Here is a 17,890-nt window from a genome sequence, read left to right as displayed (position 1 = left end):
TGCTCCCGATAGCAATCGGTCATTCAACCACTATGTCGACTGATACACCGCTATCGGGAGCAAGCTCCCTCCCACATTTTGACCGCATTTCAAATCTGAAATGGCTGCACTCCTAACAACAAGAATCCCCCGGGAGCCCGCTTATGTCGGTCGATCCGCAACACCTGCTTCGCGAGCTGTTTGCCACAGCCATCGACGCCGCCCACCCCCGGCAAGTCCTTGAACCCTACCTGCCTGTTGACCGCAGTGGCCGAGTGATCGTGATCGGCGCCGGCAAGGCCGCGGCCGCCATGGCGCTGGTCGTCGAAGACTGCTGGCAGGGAGAGGTATCGGGCCTGGTGGTCACCCGCTACGGGCACGGTGCGCCGTGCAAAAAAATCGAGGTGGTCGAAGCGGCCCACCCGGTGCCGGATGCTGCCGGCCTGGCTGTGGCCCAGCGCGTACTGGCGCTGATCAGCAACCTGGGCGAAGAAGACCGTGTGATTTTCCTGCTGTCCGGCGGCGGTTCGGCGCTGCTGGCCTTGCCCGCCGAAGGCATCAGCCTGGCCGACAAGCAAAGCATCAATAAAGCCCTGCTCAAATCCGGTGCCACCATTGGCGAGATGAATTGCGTGCGCAAGCACCTTTCGGCGATCAAGGGCGGGCGACTGGCCAAGGCCGCATGGCCGGCTACCGTGTACACCTACGCAATTTCCGATGTGCCGGGCGACCAGGCCACGGTGATCGCCTCGGGCCCAACCGTCGGTGACCCGAGCACTTCGCAACAAGCCCTGGCAATCCTCAAGCGCTATGGCATCGACGCTCCCGCCTCGGTGCGCAGTTGGTTGCAAAACCCCGCCTCGGAAACCGTCAAGCCTGGCGACCCGATACTTGCCCGCAGCCACTTCCAATTGATCGCCCGCCCCCAGCAATCCCTGGAAGCCGTGGCCGTGAAGGTCCGCCGGGCAGGGTTCAGCCCACTGATCCTCGGTGACCTGGAAGGTGAAGCGCGGGAGGTGGCCAAGGTGCATGCCGGCATCGCCCGGCAGATTGTGCAGCACGGCCAGCCCCTGGCAGCGCCATGCGTGATCCTTTCGGGCGGCGAAACTACCGTCACCGTGCGCGGCAACGGCCGTGGCGGACGCAATGCCGAATTCCTGCTCAGCCTCACCGATAGCCTTAAGGGCATGCCCGGCGTTTACGCCCTGGCCGGCGACACCGACGGTATCGACGGCTCGGAAGACAATGCCGGCGCGATCATGACCCCCTGCAGCTACCGCCGTGCCGAAGCCCTCGGCCTGAGCGCCAGTGACGAGTTGGATAACAATAATGGCTACGGCTATTTCGCCGCCCTGGGCGACTTGATCGTCACCGAGCCGACCCGCACCAACGTCAACGATTTCCGCGCCATCCTGATCCTTGAGACTGCCAACCATGACGCCTGACAAGAAGGTCAAAATCCTCGCCACTCTGGGCCCGGCCACCGACGGTATCGATGACATTCGCGAGCTGGTGCAGGCCGGGGTGAATATCTTCCGCCTCAACTTCAGCCACGGCGAGCACGCCGACCATGCGCAGCGTTACCAGTGGATTCGCCAAGTGGAGCGCCAGCTGAATTACCCGCTGGGCATCCTCATGGACCTGCAAGGGCCGAAGCTGCGGGTCGGACGTTTTGCCGAAGGCAAGGTACAGTTGATTCGCGGCCAGGCCCTGCGCCTGGACCTCGACCCGACACCCGGCGACCAACGTCGCATCAACCTGCCCCACCCGGAGATCATCGCAGCCCTTGAACCGGGCATGGACTTGCTGCTCGACGACGGCAAGCTGCGCCTGCGGGTGATCACCAAACACGCCGATGCCATCGACACCACCGTGCTCAACGGCGGCGAGCTGTCCGACCGTAAAGGCGTAAACGTCCCACAAGCGCTATTGGAACTCAGCCCGCTCACCGCCAAGGACCGCCGCGACCTGAGCTTTGGCCTGGAGCTGGGCGTGGACTGGGTGGCGCTGTCCTTTGTGCAGCGCCCGGAAGATATCCGCGAGGCCCGCGAGCTGATTGGCGACAAGGCCTTCCTGATGGCCAAGATCGAGAAGCCCTCAGCCGTGCAGCGCCTGCAGGAAATCGCCGAGTTGAGCGATGCGATCATGGTGGCCAGAGGCGACCTGGGCGTGGAAGTGCCGGCCGAAAGCGTGCCGCAGATCCAGAAAGACATCATCAGCACCTGCCGCCAACTGGGCAAGCCGGTAGTGGTCGCCACGCAGATGCTCGAATCCATGCGCTTCTCCCCGGCGCCGACGCGTGCCGAAGTCACCGATGTCGCCAACGCCGTGGCCGAAGGCGCGGACGCGGTGATGCTGTCGGCCGAAACCGCGTCGGGCGAGTACCCGCTGGAAGCGGTACAGATGATGAGCAAGATCATCCGTCAGGTGGAAAATGGTCCGGATTACCAGGCGCAACTGGACGTCAGCCGGCCCAAGGCGGATGCCACAGTGTCGGACGCCATCAGCTGCGCGATCCGGCGCATCAGCAGCATCCTACCGGTGGCGGTACTGGTGAACTACAGCGAGTCTGGCAGCTCCAGCTTGCGCGCCGCAAGGGAGCGCCCGGTGGCGCCGATCCTCAACCTCACGCCGAACCTGTCCACGGCGCGACGCTTGAGCGTGGCGTGGGGCGTGCATTCGGTGGTCAATGATCGTTTGCGTCAGGTCGACGAGGTGTGTTCCACCGCGCTGGAAATTGCCCAGGCCCAGGGTATGGCGCAGCGTGGGGATACCTTGGTGATTACCGCAGGGGTGCCGTTCGGGCAGCCGGGGTCGACCAACTCGCTGCGTATCGAGACATTGCTCTAGCGCCTGTAGGGGCCTCATCGCAGGCAAGCCAGCTCCCACATTTGGATGTGTGAACACCGTCAAATGTGGGAGCTGGCTTGCCTGCGATGGGGACAACTCGGTCTCATTGAATACCTATCATGCACAACCACACCTGCCCCGACTGGGCCGAAGCCCTGCTCAACGGCTTCAGCCAGATTTTCCTGCAGCGCCACCCGCTGTGCGGCCTGCTGTGCCTGCTGGCGATCCTGATCGGCGCCCCGGCCTTGCTGGGCGGTGCGTTGCTGGGCGGTGTCGCGGGGTTGCTCACCGCCCAGCGCCGTGGGTATCCCAAAGCTGAGCGTCAGGCCGGGCTGTATAGCTACAACGGCGTACTGCTGGGCTTGTTGATCAGCCAGCACTTTGCCTGGTCGGCGCTGGTGCCGCCGTTGATCCTGGCGGGCGGCGGCTTGAGCGCTATCCTCACCCGGCAATGGTTGAAACACGCCAGCCGGCCCCACAATTTGCCCGCCTACACTGCCCCCTTTGTTGGCCTCGGCTGGCTGCTGCTCGGCCATGTACCTCAAACTACGCTTGCGCCGATCCAGGCCGACATGTTCGCGGTACTCACGGCGCCCTTTACCGGCCTTGGGCAAATCATGCTGCTGGAGCCCCCCCTGGCGGGCCTTCTGATCGCACTGGGCTTGATGCTGGCTGATCGCCGCGCGGCCGCATGGGCTTTGTGCGGCGCCAGCCTCGGTGTGCTGGCCGGCCTGTGGTTGAACGAGCCTTCCGGTGCCCTGCTCGGTTTGCACAGCTATAACCCGGCATTAGCGGCCCTGGCCCTGAGCCCGTTACGTCGCCAGCCCTGGTTGCCGCTGCTGGGCATCGGCCTGGCCATCCTGCTCACGCCGGGCTTCACCGCCCTGCACCTGCCCGCACTGACTGCACCGTTTATCCTCGCCTGCTGGCTGGTGCGCGCCGGTCACCGGTTGCTTCACAAACCCCGCATGGACAGCCCGTTCGAATCCCCCTAGGCTTGCTCGATATTCGCTTCAGGCAGGATTTATGGACAGCAACAACGACTGGCGCCAGCGGCTCTACATCATGGTGTTTCAAAGCGATACCGTCGCCGGGCGGCGCTTTGACGGCATCCTGCTGCTGATCATCCTCGCCAGCCTGGTGATCGTGATGCTCGACAGCATCGACCAGATCCACCAGAACTACGCGGACGTGCTGGCCTATATCGAATGGGGCTTCACGCTGATCTTCGCCATCGAGTACGGCCTGCGCCTGTATTGTTCGCCCAAGCCGCTGCGCTATGCCTTCAGTTTTTATGGCCTGGTGGACCTGCTGGCCATCGTCCCCGGCATCCTCGCCCTGTACTACAGCGATGCGCAGTACCTGCTGATCATCCGCATCATCCGGATGCTGCGAATCTTCCGCGTGCTCAAGCTCAGCCCGTACCTCAAGCAAGCCAATTATTTGATGGCGGCGCTGCGCGGCAGCAAGCAGAAGATCGTGGTGTTCCTGGTCAGCGTGTGCACGCTGGTGACGGTGTTCGGTACCTTGATGTACGTGATCGAAGGCCCGGAACACGGGTTTACCAGCATTCCCAAGGGCATCTACTGGGCCATCGTGACCCTGACCACCGTGGGCTTCGGCGATATCGTGCCCAAGACACCGCTGGGCCAGGTGATTTCATCGCTGGTCATGATCACCGGTTATTCGATCATTGCCGTACCCACGGGCATTTTTACCGCCGAGCTGGCCAGTGCCATGCGTGGTGAACAGCTGCGTACCGAGTGCCCGGCGTGCAAGAAAGACAGCCACGAACCCAACGCCGCGTTTTGCTCGCGCTGTGGCAGCAATCTTTTCCATAAACTGGAATAAGCAAAGTTCGTTTTAATCTTTAAAGGTCTATGCAGGCCCGGCTATAGTCGCTGGCAAATTGCCTCCCCTCTTCTCGAACAACAAGGAATGAGCAGTGAAAAAAATCCTCAGCGCCTCTCTTCTGGCCGCCGGCCTGGCCCTGGCGGGCTCTGCCCAGGCAGCGACCACCCTGCTCAACGTCTCCTACGACGTGATGCGCGACTTCTATAAGGACTACAACGCCGCTTTTCAGAAGCATTGGGAAGCCGAGCACCCGAACGACAAGTTGACCCTGCAGATGTCCTTCGGCGGCTCCAGCAAACAGGCGCGCTCGGTAATCGACGGCCTGCCGGCTGATGTGATCACCATGAATATGGCCACCGACATCAATGCCCTGGCCGACAATGGCAAGCTGGTGCCGGACAACTGGGTCACGCGCCTGCCGAACAACAGTGCACCCTTTACCTCTGCGACCGTATTCATCGTGCGCAAAGGCAACCCCAAAGCCCTGAAAGATTGGCCGGACCTGCTCAAGGACGGCGTGCAGGTGATCGTGCCCAACCCGAAAACCTCGGGTAACGGCCGCTACACCTACCTGTCGGCCTGGGGTTATGTGCTCAAGAACGGCGGCGACGAAGAGAAGGCCAAGGCCTTCGTCGGCAAACTGTTCAAACAAGCGCCCGTGCTGGACACCGGTGGGCGTGCCGCGACCACCACGTTCATGACCAACCAGATCGGCGACGTGCTGGTGACCTTTGAGAACGAAGCAGAAATGATCGCCCGTGAGTTTGGCCGCGATCAGTTCGAAGTGATCTATCCAAGCGTTTCCGCCGAAGCCGAGCCGCCCGTTTCGGTGGTCGACAAAGTGGTCGAAAAGAAAGGCACCCGTGCTGCCGCTGAAGACTACCTGAAGTACCTGTGGTCGCCAGAGGGTCAGGAAATTGCGGCCAACAACTACCTGCGCCCACGGGATCCGAAGGTGTTGGCCAAATACACCGACCGCTTCCCGAAGGTGGACTTCCTGTCGGTGGAGAAAACATTTGGTGACTGGCGCACGGTGCAGAAGACCCACTTCAACGATGGTGGGGTGTTTGACCAGATCTACTCCGGCCAGTGAATGATCTTGGCTGAATAGACTCGATCAAAATTGTGGGAGGGGGCTTGCTCCCGATAGCGGTGTGTCAGCCAATGCCTGTGCTGACTGACACACTGCTATCGGGAGCAAGCCCCCTCCCACATTGGGTTTTGCATTGAGTCATTATTTCGCGGCATGACAGTTATCACGCCAAGCGGCCTACTCACTGCCGGCCCTTGCCTTTACTCTCTCACCCCATCGTCCTTCGCCTTACGAGCACGCCATGAACGCTACCTCTCACGCCACAGGCACCATGACCCGGAGCATGGTCATGCTGTTCGCGTTTTGCTGCGGCGCCATCGTCGCCAACATCTACTACGCGCAGCCAATCATCGAACTGATTGCCCCGGACATCGGCCTGACGCCGGCGATGGCCAGCCTGATCGTGTCGCTGACGCAAATCGGTTATGCCTTGGGCCTGTTCTTCCTGGTGCCGTTGGGTGATTTGCTGGAAAACCGCAGGCTGATGATCTTCACCACCGTGGTGGCTATCGCGAGCCTGTTGGGCGCAGCGTTCACCGAACAGCCCAACCTGTTCTTGCTGGTGTCGCTACTGATCGGTTTCAGTTCGGTATCGGTGCAGATCCTCATCCCGCTCGCCGCGCACCTGGCCCCTGCCGAGTCCCGTGGTCGTGTGGTCGGCAGCATCATGGGCGGCTTGCTGCTGGGCATTCTGCTGGCGCGGCCGGTGTCCAGCGTGGTGGCCGACCACTTCGGCTGGCGTGCGATGTTTATGGCCGCCGCCGCCTTGATGGCGTTTATCAGCGTGGTGCTGATGCTGACCATTCCAAAGCGTCAACCCGATCACAGCGCCAGCTACGCCCAATTGCTGCGCTCCCTGGGCACCTTGCTGCGTAAGCAGCCGGTATTGCGCCAGCGTGCGTTTTACCAGGCGTGCATGTTTGCCACCTTCAGCCTGTTCTGGACCGCTGCTCCACTGGAGCTGGCGCGCAACCATGGCCTGAGCCAAAGTGAAATCGCGCTGTTCGCCCTGGTGGGTGCCCTGGGCGCCATCGCCGCGCCCATCGCCGGTCGCCTGGCCGATGCCGGCCACACCCACCGCGCCTCGCTGCTGGCAATGCTGTTTGGCGCGTTGAGTTTCCTGCCCGCGTTCGTGCATCCGGTGTACAGCGTGATCGGCCTGGCAGTGACCGGCGTGGTTCTGGACTTCTGCGTGCAGATGAACATGGTCCTCGGCCAGCGCGCTGTATACGCCCTGGATGCCCACAGCCGCAGCCGCCTGAACGCGCTGTACATGACCAGCATCTTCATCGGCGGTGCGTTCGGTTCGGCAATTGCCAGCAGCGTGTATGAACACGGCGGCTGGCTGAGCGTGATGCTGGTGGGCAGCGCTTTCCCACTGGTGGCGTTGTTGCGTTTCCTTTCTGCATCGCGCCAGGTGAAGGTGGCAACCGCCTAAGAGCGCACCAACTTCTCCAGCGCCGCATCCGCCAGAAAGGAGGACCGGCTTTTGACCTTGTGCTCGCGCACATAACGGTCAATGCGCTGAATGACATAGCCGGGCAAGGTCACATTGACCTTCTCGGTCTTGCCAAGATAAGGCGAGATGTCCAGTTCCAACATGCCCCAGCCCATGCCCAGATAGTCTTCATGAGCGTGATGAGTGGCGACCGAGGTTGGCATCGGAATCACCCCACCCTCTGCGGCGATTTCCTGCAAAAGGATATGCGCCACTTCCACGGCGGCATTGTAGGCTTCTTCGAAACTGTCCCCGGCAGTGACCGCGCCTGGGATATCAGGGATCTGGATACCGGTGGCGGTGAAATCATCGCCCCATTCGATACAGATTGGGTATTGCATGAATGCTCTCCTTAAAACTGAAACAACCCGGCGCGCTTCCTGCAACTCCTTGATCAATAGCCTGCTCTGCACCGCTGCCTCCGTGGCTTGGCCTGAATAAAAGCAACCCTAGAGTTACCATTATTCAAGCGCAAAAAGCATCGCCCGGACTGGCGGCTGTTTTACCGAATGTTGAAAACTCACGAAAAAATCGAAAACAGCCTGCTTATAAAACCCGTGAACGATGAAAAAACGTTCTGGATAAAGCTCCCCCCTGGCCTGGGACCCGGTTCGTGCGGCTGGTCTGTGTCTGGAGTCGGTTCTGGAATAGGCGTCGGGAGAGGTTCTGGAACAGGCGCGACAATGGTTTCAGGGGTGGGGAAAGGAATCACCGTTGGGGCCTGCCCGCTCCACACCACATCCGTCTGTTTGATCTGGCCTTGGCTGGTCACCAACAGATCCGCTGTGCCAGTGCCAGTCGTATCCACCGCCAGGGTGAAACGCCCCGTCGCCGAGTCATGCCCGAGCACCGCATCCCCCGCCCGGCCTTTGAATCGGTCGGAGAAATTCAGCGACTTGAGCTGCGCAGTCTGAAGCACTCCGGTCAGGTCAATCTTGTCGATCCCGCTTTGGAAGTCCTGGATGATGTCCGGGTTCTGCGGCGTTGAATCGACGACACGGTGATAAACGAACGTGTCCGCCCCAGCACCACCGTGAAGCTTATCCGCACCCCGGCCGCCCGTAAGACGATTGCCAGCTTCGTTGCCTATCAATGTATCGTCGCCGGAACCACCAATGGCATTCTCCACGCTCACGCCCTTGGCAATCGACACATTCCCCCGCAAGCCACCTACATCCGAGAACGTTTCGGCCTTGAGGCTGATGGTTTGGTTCTGGGTGAACCCGGAGAAGTCGAGCGTGTCGTTACCACCGCCGTCCCAAACGGTGAAAATCGGTTTGTCACTCCCGCGCTTGAGGCTATAGAACTCCCGAGCGGAGTTGGAGTTGAAGCCGTAGGTGGTATCGGTATTGCGGGTTTTTCTATTCGCCCCGTAAAGCCGCTGGGCCGCGGCGATATCATCCATCATCGGCGCTACCGGGCTGTGCCTGGCAAAATTATGCCCAGGCTGATAAGTCTCCGCCCAATAACTCATGACACTGCGTGCCTTGGTGTCCTGGGCATATTCGGCAGAGCGCTCGTAATTGAAGCCACCACCATCGTATCCACCCGGATGACTCAACCCGAGGGTGTGCCCCAGTTCATGGATCAACAAACCCAGGAAGTGGCTGCCCATGGTCGGGTTATGCGCACCGCTGGTGCCGATGTTGGCCTGGACTCTGGAGTAATGCCTGTTAGGCAGCCTTGCCCAGCCCGACGAACCCGACGTGCCCTTGATACTGATGGTGCCATCGGTGTTCGAGCCGTTTTCGACAAATTCGATATTGGCGACATCCGCCCAGTATTGCAGGGCTTGTCTGGCTCGCTCTTTCTGCGCGGCATTGAAACCGCCAGCAAAATTAAAGCCGACGACAACCTTGCCATCTTTATTGAGATCATGAAACTTGGATCCACTGCGCGTAATATGTTTCGCTGCCTGATCCGTGGTGAAGGTTTTTTTATTGTTTGCCCAGAGAACAACTGCGTTCTCAGCGGCTGATAACCGGCACTGCGACATCGCCGGAGCGCGCGTACGGGAAGAATGCCTAACAGGGATTTGCATGGTGTATTGATACTCTGAACAGTGAAGAGTTAACCGTCCATACATGAATTACCGACACTGACTTATCCGTGGCCAGCCCGATAAAAATCCCATATCAAAAACACCTTAACTACCGTTATTTTTTTGCGAAAGCATTTATTAAACACAACAGCAAAAAGTCCGTACAAGTATTAATCGGATCGACACACCCCTACATACCAATCGCCACAAAGGCGTTAAGCCACAGAAGAAACAGTTTTCAACAAATCAACTTAATTCAATCAAGAGTTTTACTTAACAACATCAAGAAACCCACTCAAACATACCGAAGAAAACACGCTTGAGGTGAAGGCTTTTATCTGATCTGAAACATGATCAATGCCTACACACCTTGATTGCCCGCAGCTACCGAGTGCGCCTGATCCAGGCAGCACAGCAAGCGTTCGACGGTATGCACCAAGGGCCCGGAATTATCCAACACAAACAAACCAGCGCCGTTTCCGGCAATCAGCTCAGCGGTAAATCGCGCGTTGCGCGCCAATCGCTCTTCGATGTCCGCCAATGACTCACGCCCGCGTGCGATCAAACGTTGGCGCAATACGGCTTGATCGACCGTCAGCAGCAACACCAACAATGTCGGGTAACGCTCACGGGTCTGCGCCAGGTGGGCGCGAGAGCCATTGACCAGCACATCGTCCCCTGCGGCCAGCCACTCGTCGATTTCCCTGGGGATGCCATACGACAAGCCATTGGCCTGCCAGCTCAAGGCAAACGCGCCCTCGGCGTCCATCCGCGCAAACTCCTGCGGGCTCACCCCTTGCGCCGCTTCGCCGACTGCCTCCGCCGAGCGTGTGATCACCCGGCGCACCATGCGACAACCACGCGCCTGCAAGCGCAGGCGTGCGGCATCCAGCAGGCTGTCCTTGCCCGAACCCGATGGCCCGATGAGATAGATCAACCTGCCCGTCATCAAAACACCCTCTTGGCTTGTCTCCAGGCTTGTTGCGCCCCCGGCAACGCTTCGCAGCAACCGACCTGCGCCAGGTAGCGGCCACTGGAAAGTATATCCAGCAATTTTTCGCCAGCCAGGCCGGCGGCGGCCACATTACCCGAGTGCGCGCTGCCGCGCACCTGTGGGAGGGGGCAAGCCCTGCTGCAAGTCAGTTAAGACAGAACTGGCAACTGTGGCGAGGGAGCTTGCTCCCTCGCCACAGGTCATTGCGCGTACTGCTTGCTCAACCCCGGCGGCACGCCTTGCACATTGGTTTCTTCCCAGGGCCCGTTGGGGCTGATGGAACGGCTCCAGCCGTTGCTCCAGCGGTAGTAGGTACGCTGGCGGTAGAAGGTGTCGGGCTGGTCGTCGAGCACGTACACCTGCATCTTGCCGTCCCAGTGGCTGGCAGCCCCCGGTGGTGGAGCAAAGGTGGGTGACTTGCTTGGCAGTGGCTTTGGCGGCGGGGTCACCGGGCCAGAAGGCTTGGTACTCGGCTGAGTCGACGGGCCCGATGGCGGGATGGTCGGGCCGGTGGGTGCCGCAGGTGGGCGGTGGACCGCACAGGCGCTCAGGCCGAGTACTAGGCTGAGCAGGGTGATGCGTGCATATGCGGTCATGGGCGTTTCCTCAGAATGACTTGTCCGGAGTGTCGATGGTCAATTGCTGCAGCGCAGTGGTGCTGCTGGCCAGCGGTTGGCTGCGGCCGATCCATTCGCCAGTGGTCGGTTGGCCGGCCCGGGATATGCGCGCAACCAGTTGGACTTCGGGGAAGTTGGACAGTTTCAACTGCGGCATCATCGCGTCGGCATCGCCCAGTTCGACGGTGATGGGCAGTTCGGCAACGGTGACGCGCTTGGCCGCCAAGGGTGCCGGTGGGCCGCTGACTGCACGGGCGAAGATGAACACAGTGTCGGTCGGCAAGGCTTTGGCTTTCGCTTCGGCGGACAGGTCTACACGCACGGTCATTACCGCCTTGCGCGCGACCGTACCGCCGCTCTCTTTAAGCTTCTCGCCAGCCCGGTCAATACCGCCTTGCAGTGCTACACGGGAGTTGTCCTGCGGTGGCAGTTGCGCCAGCAGACGGTTCCAGTAATCGATCGCTTCCTGATAACGCTGGCCTTCAAAAGCCGCGATCCCCAACAGGCCAAGGCTGGTGACTTCCTTGGGATCGAGCTTTAACGCCTCGTCGGTCAGCGCCTGCACCTTGGGCGACCACTGTTTATTGTCGGCAAAGTATTGTGCCTGGGCCCACTGGCCAAGCAATTCCGGCTGGCGCCCGGCCAAGGCTACGGTGCGTTCAAAGACTTTGGCGGCATCGGCGGAACGGTCCTGAGCCATGTAGGCGCGCCCCAGGAAATACAGGCCCTCGGCCGAATCCGGCTGGGCTGCCGCGGCACGCTCCAGGCGCTGAGTCATGTCGGCCATGGACACCGGAGGCTGTGAGAATTCACGGGTCAGTTCGACCTTGTCGCTCGCCCCATAATGCAGGTACAGCGCAACGCCAAGCACCGGCACCAGAAACGCCGCCAAAAACGGCAGCGGTTTGCCCAGGCGCGATTCACGGGGCTTTTCCACGCCCTCGGTATCGGCCAGCAACTCGCGAGCCGCCTCGGCGCGGCCCGTATCCAGTTGCACGGCGTTCAATACACCTTCGTCCTGCTGCACTTGCAGCTCGGCGACGCGTTCCTGATACAGCGCCACGTTCAGCGCGGTACGATCCTCTTCACGCTGGGCGCGACGGTCACGCAGTACAGGAATCAACAGGAAACTCAGGGCAATCAGAAGCAGCAAGCCGGCTGCGAGCCAGAAATCAATCATCAGTCTTGGTGTCCAGCAATTGGTCGAGGCGTTTACGCTCTTCAGGGGACAGCGCATCGGAGCCATCAGTCGGCGCGGCGCGGCGACGGCGTACGATCACGGCCATGACCACAACGCCGGCCAGCAGCAGCCCGGCGGGGCCGAACCAGAGCAGCGCGGTTTTGCCGGTAAGGGCCGGTTTGTAGCGCACGAAATCACCGTAGCGGTCGACCATAAAGTCGATGATCTGCTGGTTATCCTTGCCCTCCCCCAACATGCGGAAGATTTCTTTGCGCAGGTCAGCGGCGATGGGCGCGTTGGAGTCGGCGATGTCCTGGTTCTGGCACTTGGGGCAGCGCAGTTCCTTGGTCAGGTCGCGGAAACGCTCACGCTCGGCGTCATTGGCAAATTCATAGGTGTCGATGGCGGCATGGGCCACACCGGCCAGGCCCAGGGCTAAAACAGCAGCGGTCAACCAACGCTTCATGGCTTGGCCTCATCGACCAGGGCCTGGTACTTGGCGGCCAGTTGCTCACGCCAGACTACCTCGTCGATCACGCCGACGAACTTGTCACGGATCACGCCCTTGGCGTCGATGAAGAAGGTTTCCGGCGCGCCATAGACGCCCAGGTTCAAACCCAGGTTGCCGTCTTCATCACGGATATCGAGCTGGTAAGGGTTATGAAACTCGGCCAGCCATTTCAAGGCCGCCGCATTGTCGTCCTTGTAGTTGATGCCGTAGATCACCACGCCCTTCTCGGCCAGCTTGTTCAGCACCGGGTGTTCGACGCGGCAGGAGATGCACCAGGTGGCCCACACGTTGACCAGCGCCGGCTTGCCCTGCAGGTCGGCCTGGGTCAGGGTCTTGTCACCCTGCACCGTCGGCAGGTTGAACGCGGGAAACGGCTTGCCGATCATCGCCGAGGGTAACTCGGCCGGGTCCAGGTACAGCCCGCGATACAAGAACACTGCCATCAGCAGAAACAACGCCAGCGGCACTACCATCAACCAACGTTTCATACTGCCGCTCCTGAAAGGCCCAATGCTTCACGCACACGGCTGCTGACCTTGACCCGATAACGCCGATCCAGCGCGGCGAGCAAACCGCCAAAGCCTGTGAGCAACCCGCCGAACCAGATCCAGCGCACGAAGGGTTTGACATGCACCCGCACAGCCCAGGCGCCGTCGCCCAAGGGTTCACCCAGCGCCACATACAGGTCACGGGTGAAACCGGCGTCGATACCGGCTTCGGTCATCATTGAACTTTGCACTGTGTACAGGCGCTTTTCAGGGTGCAATACGGCGATTTCCTTGCCATTGCGCACTACGCGCACGGTGCCTTTATCCGAGGTGAAGTTCGGCCCTTCGAAGTGCCTGGCACCTTCGAAGATGAACTGGTAACCGGCCAGGTCCATGGACTCACCCGGCGCCAGACGCAGGTCGCGCTCGGCGCTGTTCTGGCTGGAGAGCACTACGCCCAAAGCGCACACGGCGATGCCAATGTGAGCGATCTGCATGCCCCAGTAACTGCGGGTCAGGGTGGGCAAGCCTTTGATCAGGCCTTTGTGGCGCGTCTTGTCGAAGATGTCCCGCACGCCGGCCAGCAACACCCAGGCTGCCAGCAGGAACGTGGCGAGTACCGCCCAATTGAAGTCGCCGTAGGCGAACCCGGCGATCACTGCCAGGGCCACGCTGCCCAACAGCACCGGCATCAACATGCCTGCCAGCCATTTCACCGGGGTGTCTTTCCAGCGCACCAGCACACCGACCGCCATCACTACCATCAACAGGCCCATCAACGGGATGAACAACGCATTGAAGTACGGCGGGCCCACGGACAGCTTGGCGCCGCTCAAGGCATCCAGCACCAGCGGGTAGAGGGTGCCGAGCAGGATCATTGACGCGGCTACCACCAGTACCAGGTTATTGCCCAGCAGCAGGGTTTCGCGCGACCACAGGTTGAAACCGACCTGGCTCTTGACCACAGGCGCGCGCAGGGCAAACAGGGTCAGGGAACCGCCCACCACAAACAGCAGGAAGATCAGGATGAACACGCCGCGTTCGGGGTCGGAGGCAAACGCATGCACCGACGTCAGCACCCCCGAACGCACAAGGAAAGTGCCGAGCAGGCTGAGGGAAAACGCGGCGATGGCGAGCAATACCGTCCAGCTTTTGAATACGCCACGCTTTTCGGTCACTGCCAGGGAGTGAATCAGCGCCGTGCCCACCAACCAGGGCATGAAGGACGCGTTTTCCACCGGATCCCAGAACCACCAGCCGCCCCAGCCGAGTTCGTAGTAGGCCCACCACGAACCCAAGGTGATACCGATACCGAGGAAAGCCCAGGCGACGATGGTCCAGGGACGCGACCAGCGCGCCCACGCCGCATCCAACCGCCCGCCAAGCAAGGCCGCGATGGCAAACGCAAAAGCTACGGAGAAGCCCACGTAACCCATGTAGAGCATCGGCGGGTGCACGATCAGGCCGATGTCCTGCAACAGCGGGTTGAGGTCATGCCCGTCTGCGGGGATCTGCGGCAGGATGCGGCTGAATGGATTGGAGGTCATGATCAGAAACAGCAGGAAGCCGATGCTGATCATGCCCATCACCGCCAGGACTCGCGCCAGCATCACTTGCGGCAGTTGGCGCGAGAATACCGACACGGCAAAGGTCCAGCCGCCGAGGATCAGCGCCCACAGCAGCAACGAACCTTCGTGGGCGCCCCACACGGCGCTGAACTTGTAGTACCAGGGCAAGGCGCTGTTGGAGTTGTTCGCGACATAGGCGACGGAAAAGTCGTCGGTCATGAAGGCATAGGTCAGGCAACCGAAGGCGAACAGCAGGAAGGCAAACTGACCCCAGGCGGCCGGCTGCGCCAGGCTCATCCACAAACGATCGCCGCGCCAGGCACCGAGCAACGGCACCACAGCCTGGACCACGGCAAAGCACAGGGCGAGAATCATCGCCAGTTGGCCCAGTTCAGGAATAAACAATGCGGACGTCATCACTTAGCCCTCCTTGGCTGGGGTCGCGGGCGCGGACTGGCCACTGTCTTTCAGGGCCTTGGTGACCTCGGGCGGCATGTACTTTTCATCGTGCTTGGCCAGCACTTCGTCCGCCACTACCACACCATCGGCGTTGAGTTTGCCCAGAGCGACGATGCCCTGGCCTTCGCGGAACAGGTCCGGGAGGATGCCGCGGTAAGTGATGGTCACGGCCTTGTTGAAATCGGTGACCACGAAGGTCACGTCCAGAGAATCGCCGGAACGCTTCAACGAGCCCTGCTTCACCATGCCGCCGGCGCGGATGCGCGTGTCCAGCGGGGCTTCGCCGTTGGCGATCTGGGTGGGGGTGTAGAACAGGTTGATGTTCTGCTGCAGGGCGCTCAAGGCCAGGCCCACGGCAATGCCGACGCCGACCAGGATGGCAAGGATGATCAACAGACGCTTTCTACGCAGCGGATTCACTTTTCGGTCTCCCGGCGCAGACGTCGCGCCTCTTGTTGCAGGTAACGCTTGCGGGCCAGGATCGGCGCGGCAACGTTGAGGGCCAGCACTGCCAGGCAGATGCCGTAGGCGCTCCAGACATACAGGCCGTGGTGGCCCATGGCGAGAAAATCACTGAAAGAAGCAAAGTTCATCCCCGCGCTCCCAGGCTGGTTTGCACTTGGGCTTTGACCCAACTGGTGCGGGCTTCACGCTTGAGCACTTCAAGGCGCATGCGCAGCAACAGCACGGCGCCGAAGAAGCAGTAGAACCCCAGCACCATCAGCAGCAGTGGCGCCCACATTTGCACGGGCATCGCCGGTTTTTCGGTGAGGGTGAAGGTGGCGCCCTGGTGCAGGGTGTTCCACCACTCTACCGAGTATTTGATGATCGGGATGTTGATCACACCGACAATCGCCAGCACCGCGCAGGCCTTGGCGGCACTATCGCGATTGCTGATGGCGTTGCCCAGGGCAATCAGGCCGAAGTACAGGAACAGCAGGATCAGCATCGAGGTCAGGCGTGCATCCCACACCCACCAGGAACCCCAGGTCGGCTTGCCCCAGATCGCGCCGGTGACCAGCGCCACGGCGGTCATCCACGCACCAATAGGTGCAGCGCATTGCAGGGCCACATCGGCCAGTTTCATCTTCCACACCAGGCCGACGATGCCGCAAACCGCCAGCATCACGTAGCAGGACTGGGCCAGCATCGCGGCTGGGACGTGGATATAGATGATGCGAAAGCTGTTGCCTTGCTGGTAGTCCGGCGGCGCGAAGGCCAGGCCCCAGACCAGGCCGGTGCCGATCAGCAATACGGCGGCGACGCTCAACCACGGCAGCAGCTTGCCACTGATGCCATAAAACCATTTGGGCGAGCCGAGCTTGTGAAACCAGGTCCAGTTCATTGCATTTTCCATCACGGGTGCTTTTCGTCGTGGCGAAAAGCTTAGGGTCTTTACTGACTCAACGTCATTAACGCCGAGTCAGACCTCATTATTCACCGACGCTGATTTTCAGGCCGGCGGCTATAGCAAAGGGTGTCAGGGTTACCGCCAGGGCGGTCAGGCTACCAAGCCACAAGAGGTAACCGGTCGCCGGCATCCCCATGAGCGCGGCTTGCAAAGCGCCGCTGCCCAGGATCAACACCGGGATATACAAAGGCAGAATCAACAGGGCCAGCAGCAGGCCACCCCTTTTCAGGCCCACAGTCAAGGCGGAGCCCACCGCCCCCAACAGGCTGAGCACCGGCGTACCGAGCAACAAGGACACCAGCAACACGGGCAGGCATTCGACGGGCAAGCCCAGCATCATCGCCAGCAGCGGCGAGAGCAAGACTAGCGCCAGGCCGGAAAACGCCCAGTGTGCCAGTACCTTGGCCAGTACCAGAAGTGGCAGGGGGTGCGACGAAAGGACCCACTGCTCCAGGGATCCGTCTTCGAAATCACTGCGAAACAGCCCGTCCAGCGAGAGCAGGACCGATAAAAGCGCCGCGACCCACACCAGTCCCGGGGACAAGGTTTGCAACAGTTTAGTCTCCGGGCCGACCGCCAACGGAAACAGCGCGATCACAATCGCAAAGAACACCAGCGGGTTGGCCAGCTCGGCCGGGCGACGGCACAACAGCCGCGCTTCACGGGCCACCAACAGGGCAAACACACTCATGCCGACCACCGTCCAAGATCCAGCTCCCGGTAACCACCCGGCTTGCGCGCCAGGGTATGGTGGGTGGTGAGCACCACCAGGCCGCCCTGCTCGCAATGCCGGGCCAGGTGCTCTTCGAGCTGGGCTACGCCCTGTTTGTCGAGAGCGGTGAAGGGTTCGTCGAGAATCCACAGCGGCGGGCCGGGCAGGTACAAACGCGCCAGGGCCACACGGCGCTGCTGGCCGGCTGACAGCGTGTGACAGGGCACATCTTCAAAGCCCTTGAGGCCAACGGCGGCCAGGGCCTGCCAGATGCCATCGCGGGTAGCAGGGTGATGCAGGGCGCTGAGCCAGCTGAGGTTTTCTTCGGCGCTGAGCACGTCCTTGATACCGGCGGCGTGGCCGATCCAGACCAGGTTGCGCGCCAGCTCGGTACGTTGTTCGTGCAGGGGCTTACCGTTGAGCCGAACAACACCCGCCGTGGGCTGCATCAAACCGGCCAGCAGACGCAGCAGACTGGTCTTGCCGCTGCCATTGGGGCCGCTGATTTGCACCATGTCGCCAGCCGCCAGACGCAGGTCGAGTTGCTCGAACAACAGGCGCAGGTCGCGTTCACAGGCAAGCGCTACGGCTTCAAGAAGAGGGCTGGTCAAGAGATCGCGGGCCTTTACGGTTCA

19 protein-coding genes and 1 pseudogene are annotated in these 17,890 nt (G+C 61.1%); 6 read left to right on the top strand and 14 right to left on the bottom strand.

Features of this window, described 5'->3' with window-relative positions:
- The first annotated feature begins 143 nt into the window (after positions 1-143).
- The 6 genes from E4O98_RS22260 to E4O98_RS22235 all read left to right on the top strand — a co-directional run bounded on the left by E4O98_RS22260 (position 144) and on the right by E4O98_RS22235 (position 7,214).
- Entirely contained in the window at positions 144-1,424 is a 1,281-nt protein-coding gene (locus tag E4O98_RS22260; protein ID WP_078820718.1) for a glycerate kinase, read from the top strand.
- Positions 1,414-2,829: a pyruvate kinase gene (gene pyk / locus E4O98_RS22255; RefSeq protein ID WP_032877103.1), complete on the top strand. Its 1,416-nt coding sequence runs from the start codon at positions 1,414-1,416 to the stop codon at positions 2,827-2,829. Before E4O98_RS22260 ends, pyk begins: the two co-directional genes overlap by 11 nt.
- A 119-nt stretch (positions 2,830-2,948) precedes the next feature.
- Complete coding sequence (locus E4O98_RS22250; RefSeq protein ID WP_248136262.1) at positions 2,949-3,824, top strand: urea transporter; 876 nt, start codon at positions 2,949-2,951, stop codon at positions 3,822-3,824.
- 31 nt (positions 3,825-3,855) lie between these two features.
- Positions 3,856-4,680, top strand: a complete 825-nt coding sequence (locus tag E4O98_RS22245) for an ion transporter (protein WP_005786531.1) — start codon at positions 3,856-3,858, stop codon at positions 4,678-4,680.
- Positions 4,681-4,774: 94 nt separating this feature from the next.
- Positions 4,775-5,776, top strand: coding sequence for a sulfate ABC transporter substrate-binding protein (locus tag E4O98_RS22240; RefSeq protein ID WP_005786529.1), 1,002 nt, complete (start codon positions 4,775-4,777; stop codon positions 5,774-5,776).
- Positions 5,777-6,017: 241 nt separating this feature from the next.
- Positions 6,018-7,214: an MFS transporter gene (locus tag E4O98_RS22235; protein WP_081883284.1), complete on the top strand. Its 1,197-nt coding sequence runs from the start codon at positions 6,018-6,020 to the stop codon at positions 7,212-7,214.
- Here the strand turns inward: E4O98_RS22235 and E4O98_RS22230 are convergent.
- The 14 genes and pseudogenes from E4O98_RS22230 to ccmA all read right to left on the bottom strand — a co-directional run bounded on the left by E4O98_RS22230 (position 7,211) and on the right by ccmA (position 17,866).
- A complete protein-coding gene (locus tag E4O98_RS22230; RefSeq protein ID WP_032877106.1) occupies positions 7,211-7,615 on the bottom strand; it encodes a type II toxin-antitoxin system HicB family antitoxin in 405 nt (134 codons plus the stop codon). The genes E4O98_RS22235 and E4O98_RS22230 overlap by 4 nt on opposite strands.
- A gap of 179 nt (positions 7,616-7,794) precedes the next feature.
- Positions 7,795-9,315 carry a M10 family metallopeptidase C-terminal domain-containing protein gene (locus tag E4O98_RS22225; RefSeq protein ID WP_248136260.1) on the bottom strand — a complete coding sequence of 507 codons (1,521 nt, stop codon included), beginning with the start codon at positions 9,313-9,315 and terminating at the stop codon, positions 7,795-7,797.
- A 361-nt stretch (positions 9,316-9,676) separates the two neighbouring features.
- Entirely contained in the window at positions 9,677-10,264 is a 588-nt protein-coding gene (gene phnN, locus E4O98_RS22220; RefSeq protein ID WP_032877108.1) for a phosphonate metabolism protein/1,5-bisphosphokinase (PRPP-forming) PhnN, read from the bottom strand.
- A pseudogene (locus E4O98_RS22215) lies at positions 10,264-10,425 on the bottom strand (hypothetical protein); the annotation flags it as partial. The gene phnN and the pseudogene E4O98_RS22215, both read right to left, overlap by 1 nt.
- An 84-nt stretch (positions 10,426-10,509) precedes the next feature.
- A complete protein-coding gene (locus E4O98_RS22210) occupies positions 10,510-10,905 on the bottom strand; it encodes a hypothetical protein (RefSeq protein WP_032877109.1) in 396 nt (131 codons plus the stop codon).
- Between the two features lie 10 nt (positions 10,906-10,915).
- The gene (gene ccmI / locus E4O98_RS22205; protein ID WP_032877110.1) at positions 10,916-12,106 is read right to left on the bottom strand and encodes a c-type cytochrome biogenesis protein CcmI; all 1,191 of its coding nucleotides are present in this window, start codon (positions 12,104-12,106) and stop codon (positions 10,916-10,918) included.
- Positions 12,099-12,572 carry a cytochrome c-type biogenesis protein gene (locus E4O98_RS22200; RefSeq protein ID WP_005786512.1) on the bottom strand — a complete coding sequence of 158 codons (474 nt, stop codon included), beginning with the start codon at positions 12,570-12,572 and terminating at the stop codon, positions 12,099-12,101. Before E4O98_RS22200 ends, ccmI begins: the two co-directional genes overlap by 8 nt.
- Complete coding sequence (locus E4O98_RS22195; protein WP_005786510.1) at positions 12,569-13,105, bottom strand: DsbE family thiol:disulfide interchange protein; 537 nt, start codon at positions 13,103-13,105, stop codon at positions 12,569-12,571. Before E4O98_RS22195 ends, E4O98_RS22200 begins: the two co-directional genes overlap by 4 nt.
- Positions 13,102-15,090 carry a heme lyase CcmF/NrfE family subunit gene (locus E4O98_RS22190; protein ID WP_032877111.1) on the bottom strand — a complete coding sequence of 663 codons (1,989 nt, stop codon included), beginning with the start codon at positions 15,088-15,090 and terminating at the stop codon, positions 13,102-13,104. The genes E4O98_RS22195 and E4O98_RS22190 overlap by 4 nt, the downstream gene beginning before the upstream one ends.
- 3 nt (positions 15,091-15,093) lie before the next feature.
- Positions 15,094-15,552 (bottom strand): cytochrome c maturation protein CcmE, encoded by a 459-nt coding sequence (gene ccmE, locus E4O98_RS22185; protein WP_248136258.1) that lies wholly within the window; start codon positions 15,550-15,552, stop codon positions 15,094-15,096.
- Complete coding sequence (gene ccmD / locus E4O98_RS22180; RefSeq protein WP_078820712.1) at positions 15,549-15,725, bottom strand: heme exporter protein CcmD; 177 nt, start codon at positions 15,723-15,725, stop codon at positions 15,549-15,551. Before ccmD ends, ccmE begins: the two co-directional genes overlap by 4 nt.
- Positions 15,722-16,477: a heme ABC transporter permease gene (locus E4O98_RS22175; RefSeq protein WP_228309587.1), complete on the bottom strand. Its 756-nt coding sequence runs from the start codon at positions 16,475-16,477 to the stop codon at positions 15,722-15,724. The genes ccmD and E4O98_RS22175 overlap by 4 nt, the downstream gene beginning before the upstream one ends.
- An 88-nt stretch (positions 16,478-16,565) precedes the next feature.
- Positions 16,566-17,234, bottom strand: a complete 669-nt coding sequence (gene ccmB, locus E4O98_RS22170) for a heme exporter protein CcmB (RefSeq protein ID WP_005786500.1) — start codon at positions 17,232-17,234, stop codon at positions 16,566-16,568.
- On the bottom strand, positions 17,231-17,866 hold the full coding sequence (ccmA, locus tag E4O98_RS22165; RefSeq protein WP_032877113.1) for a cytochrome c biogenesis heme-transporting ATPase CcmA: 636 nt from the start codon (positions 17,864-17,866) through the stop codon (positions 17,231-17,233). The genes ccmB and ccmA overlap by 4 nt, the downstream gene beginning before the upstream one ends.
- Between the last annotated feature and the right edge of the window lie 24 nt (positions 17,867-17,890).

It is taken from the genome of Pseudomonas sp. W2Jun17, assembly GCF_023127795.1.
Classification (GTDB): Bacteria; Pseudomonadota; Gammaproteobacteria; order Pseudomonadales; family Pseudomonadaceae; genus Aquipseudomonas; species Aquipseudomonas synxantha_A.
The sequence above is the reverse complement of the archived record's forward strand: the minus strand, read 5'-3'. Positions and strand labels throughout refer to the sequence as shown.

Coding starts and splice junctions, on each gene's coding strand:
- E4O98_RS22260 (WP_078820718.1), top strand. CDS start 144: ATGTCGGTCGATCCGCAACACCTGCTTCGCGAGCTGTTTGCCACAGCC.
- pyk (WP_032877103.1), top strand. CDS start 1,414: ATGACGCCTGACAAGAAGGTCAAAATCCTCGCCACTCTGGGCCCGGCC.
- E4O98_RS22250 (WP_248136262.1), top strand. CDS start 2,949: ATGCACAACCACACCTGCCCCGACTGGGCCGAAGCCCTGCTCAACGGC.
- E4O98_RS22245 (WP_005786531.1), top strand. CDS start 3,856: ATGGACAGCAACAACGACTGGCGCCAGCGGCTCTACATCATGGTGTTT.
- E4O98_RS22235 (WP_081883284.1), top strand. CDS start 6,018: ATGAACGCTACCTCTCACGCCACAGGCACCATGACCCGGAGCATGGTC.
- E4O98_RS22230 (WP_032877106.1), bottom strand. CDS start 7,615: ATGCAATACCCAATCTGTATCGAATGGGGCGATGATTTCACCGCCACC.
- E4O98_RS22225 (WP_248136260.1), bottom strand. CDS start 9,315: ATGCAAATCCCTGTTAGGCATTCTTCCCGTACGCGCGCTCCGGCGATG.
- phnN (WP_032877108.1), bottom strand. CDS start 10,264: ATGACGGGCAGGTTGATCTATCTCATCGGGCCATCGGGTTCGGGCAAG.
- E4O98_RS22210 (WP_032877109.1), bottom strand. CDS start 10,905: ATGACCGCATATGCACGCATCACCCTGCTCAGCCTAGTACTCGGCCTG.
- ccmI (WP_032877110.1), bottom strand. CDS start 12,106: ATGATTGATTTCTGGCTCGCAGCCGGCTTGCTGCTTCTGATTGCCCTG.
- E4O98_RS22200 (WP_005786512.1), bottom strand. CDS start 12,572: ATGAAGCGTTGGTTGACCGCTGCTGTTTTAGCCCTGGGCCTGGCCGGT.
- E4O98_RS22195 (WP_005786510.1), bottom strand. CDS start 13,105: ATGAAACGTTGGTTGATGGTAGTGCCGCTGGCGTTGTTTCTGCTGATG.
- E4O98_RS22190 (WP_032877111.1), bottom strand. CDS start 15,090: ATGACGTCCGCATTGTTTATTCCTGAACTGGGCCAACTGGCGATGATT.
- ccmD (WP_078820712.1), bottom strand. CDS start 15,725: ATGAACTTTGCTTCTTTCAGTGATTTTCTCGCCATGGGCCACCACGGC.
- E4O98_RS22175 (WP_228309587.1), bottom strand. CDS start 16,477: ATGAACTGGACCTGGTTTCACAAGCTCGGCTCGCCCAAATGGTTTTAT.
- ccmB (WP_005786500.1), bottom strand. CDS start 17,234: ATGAGTGTGTTTGCCCTGTTGGTGGCCCGTGAAGCGCGGCTGTTGTGC.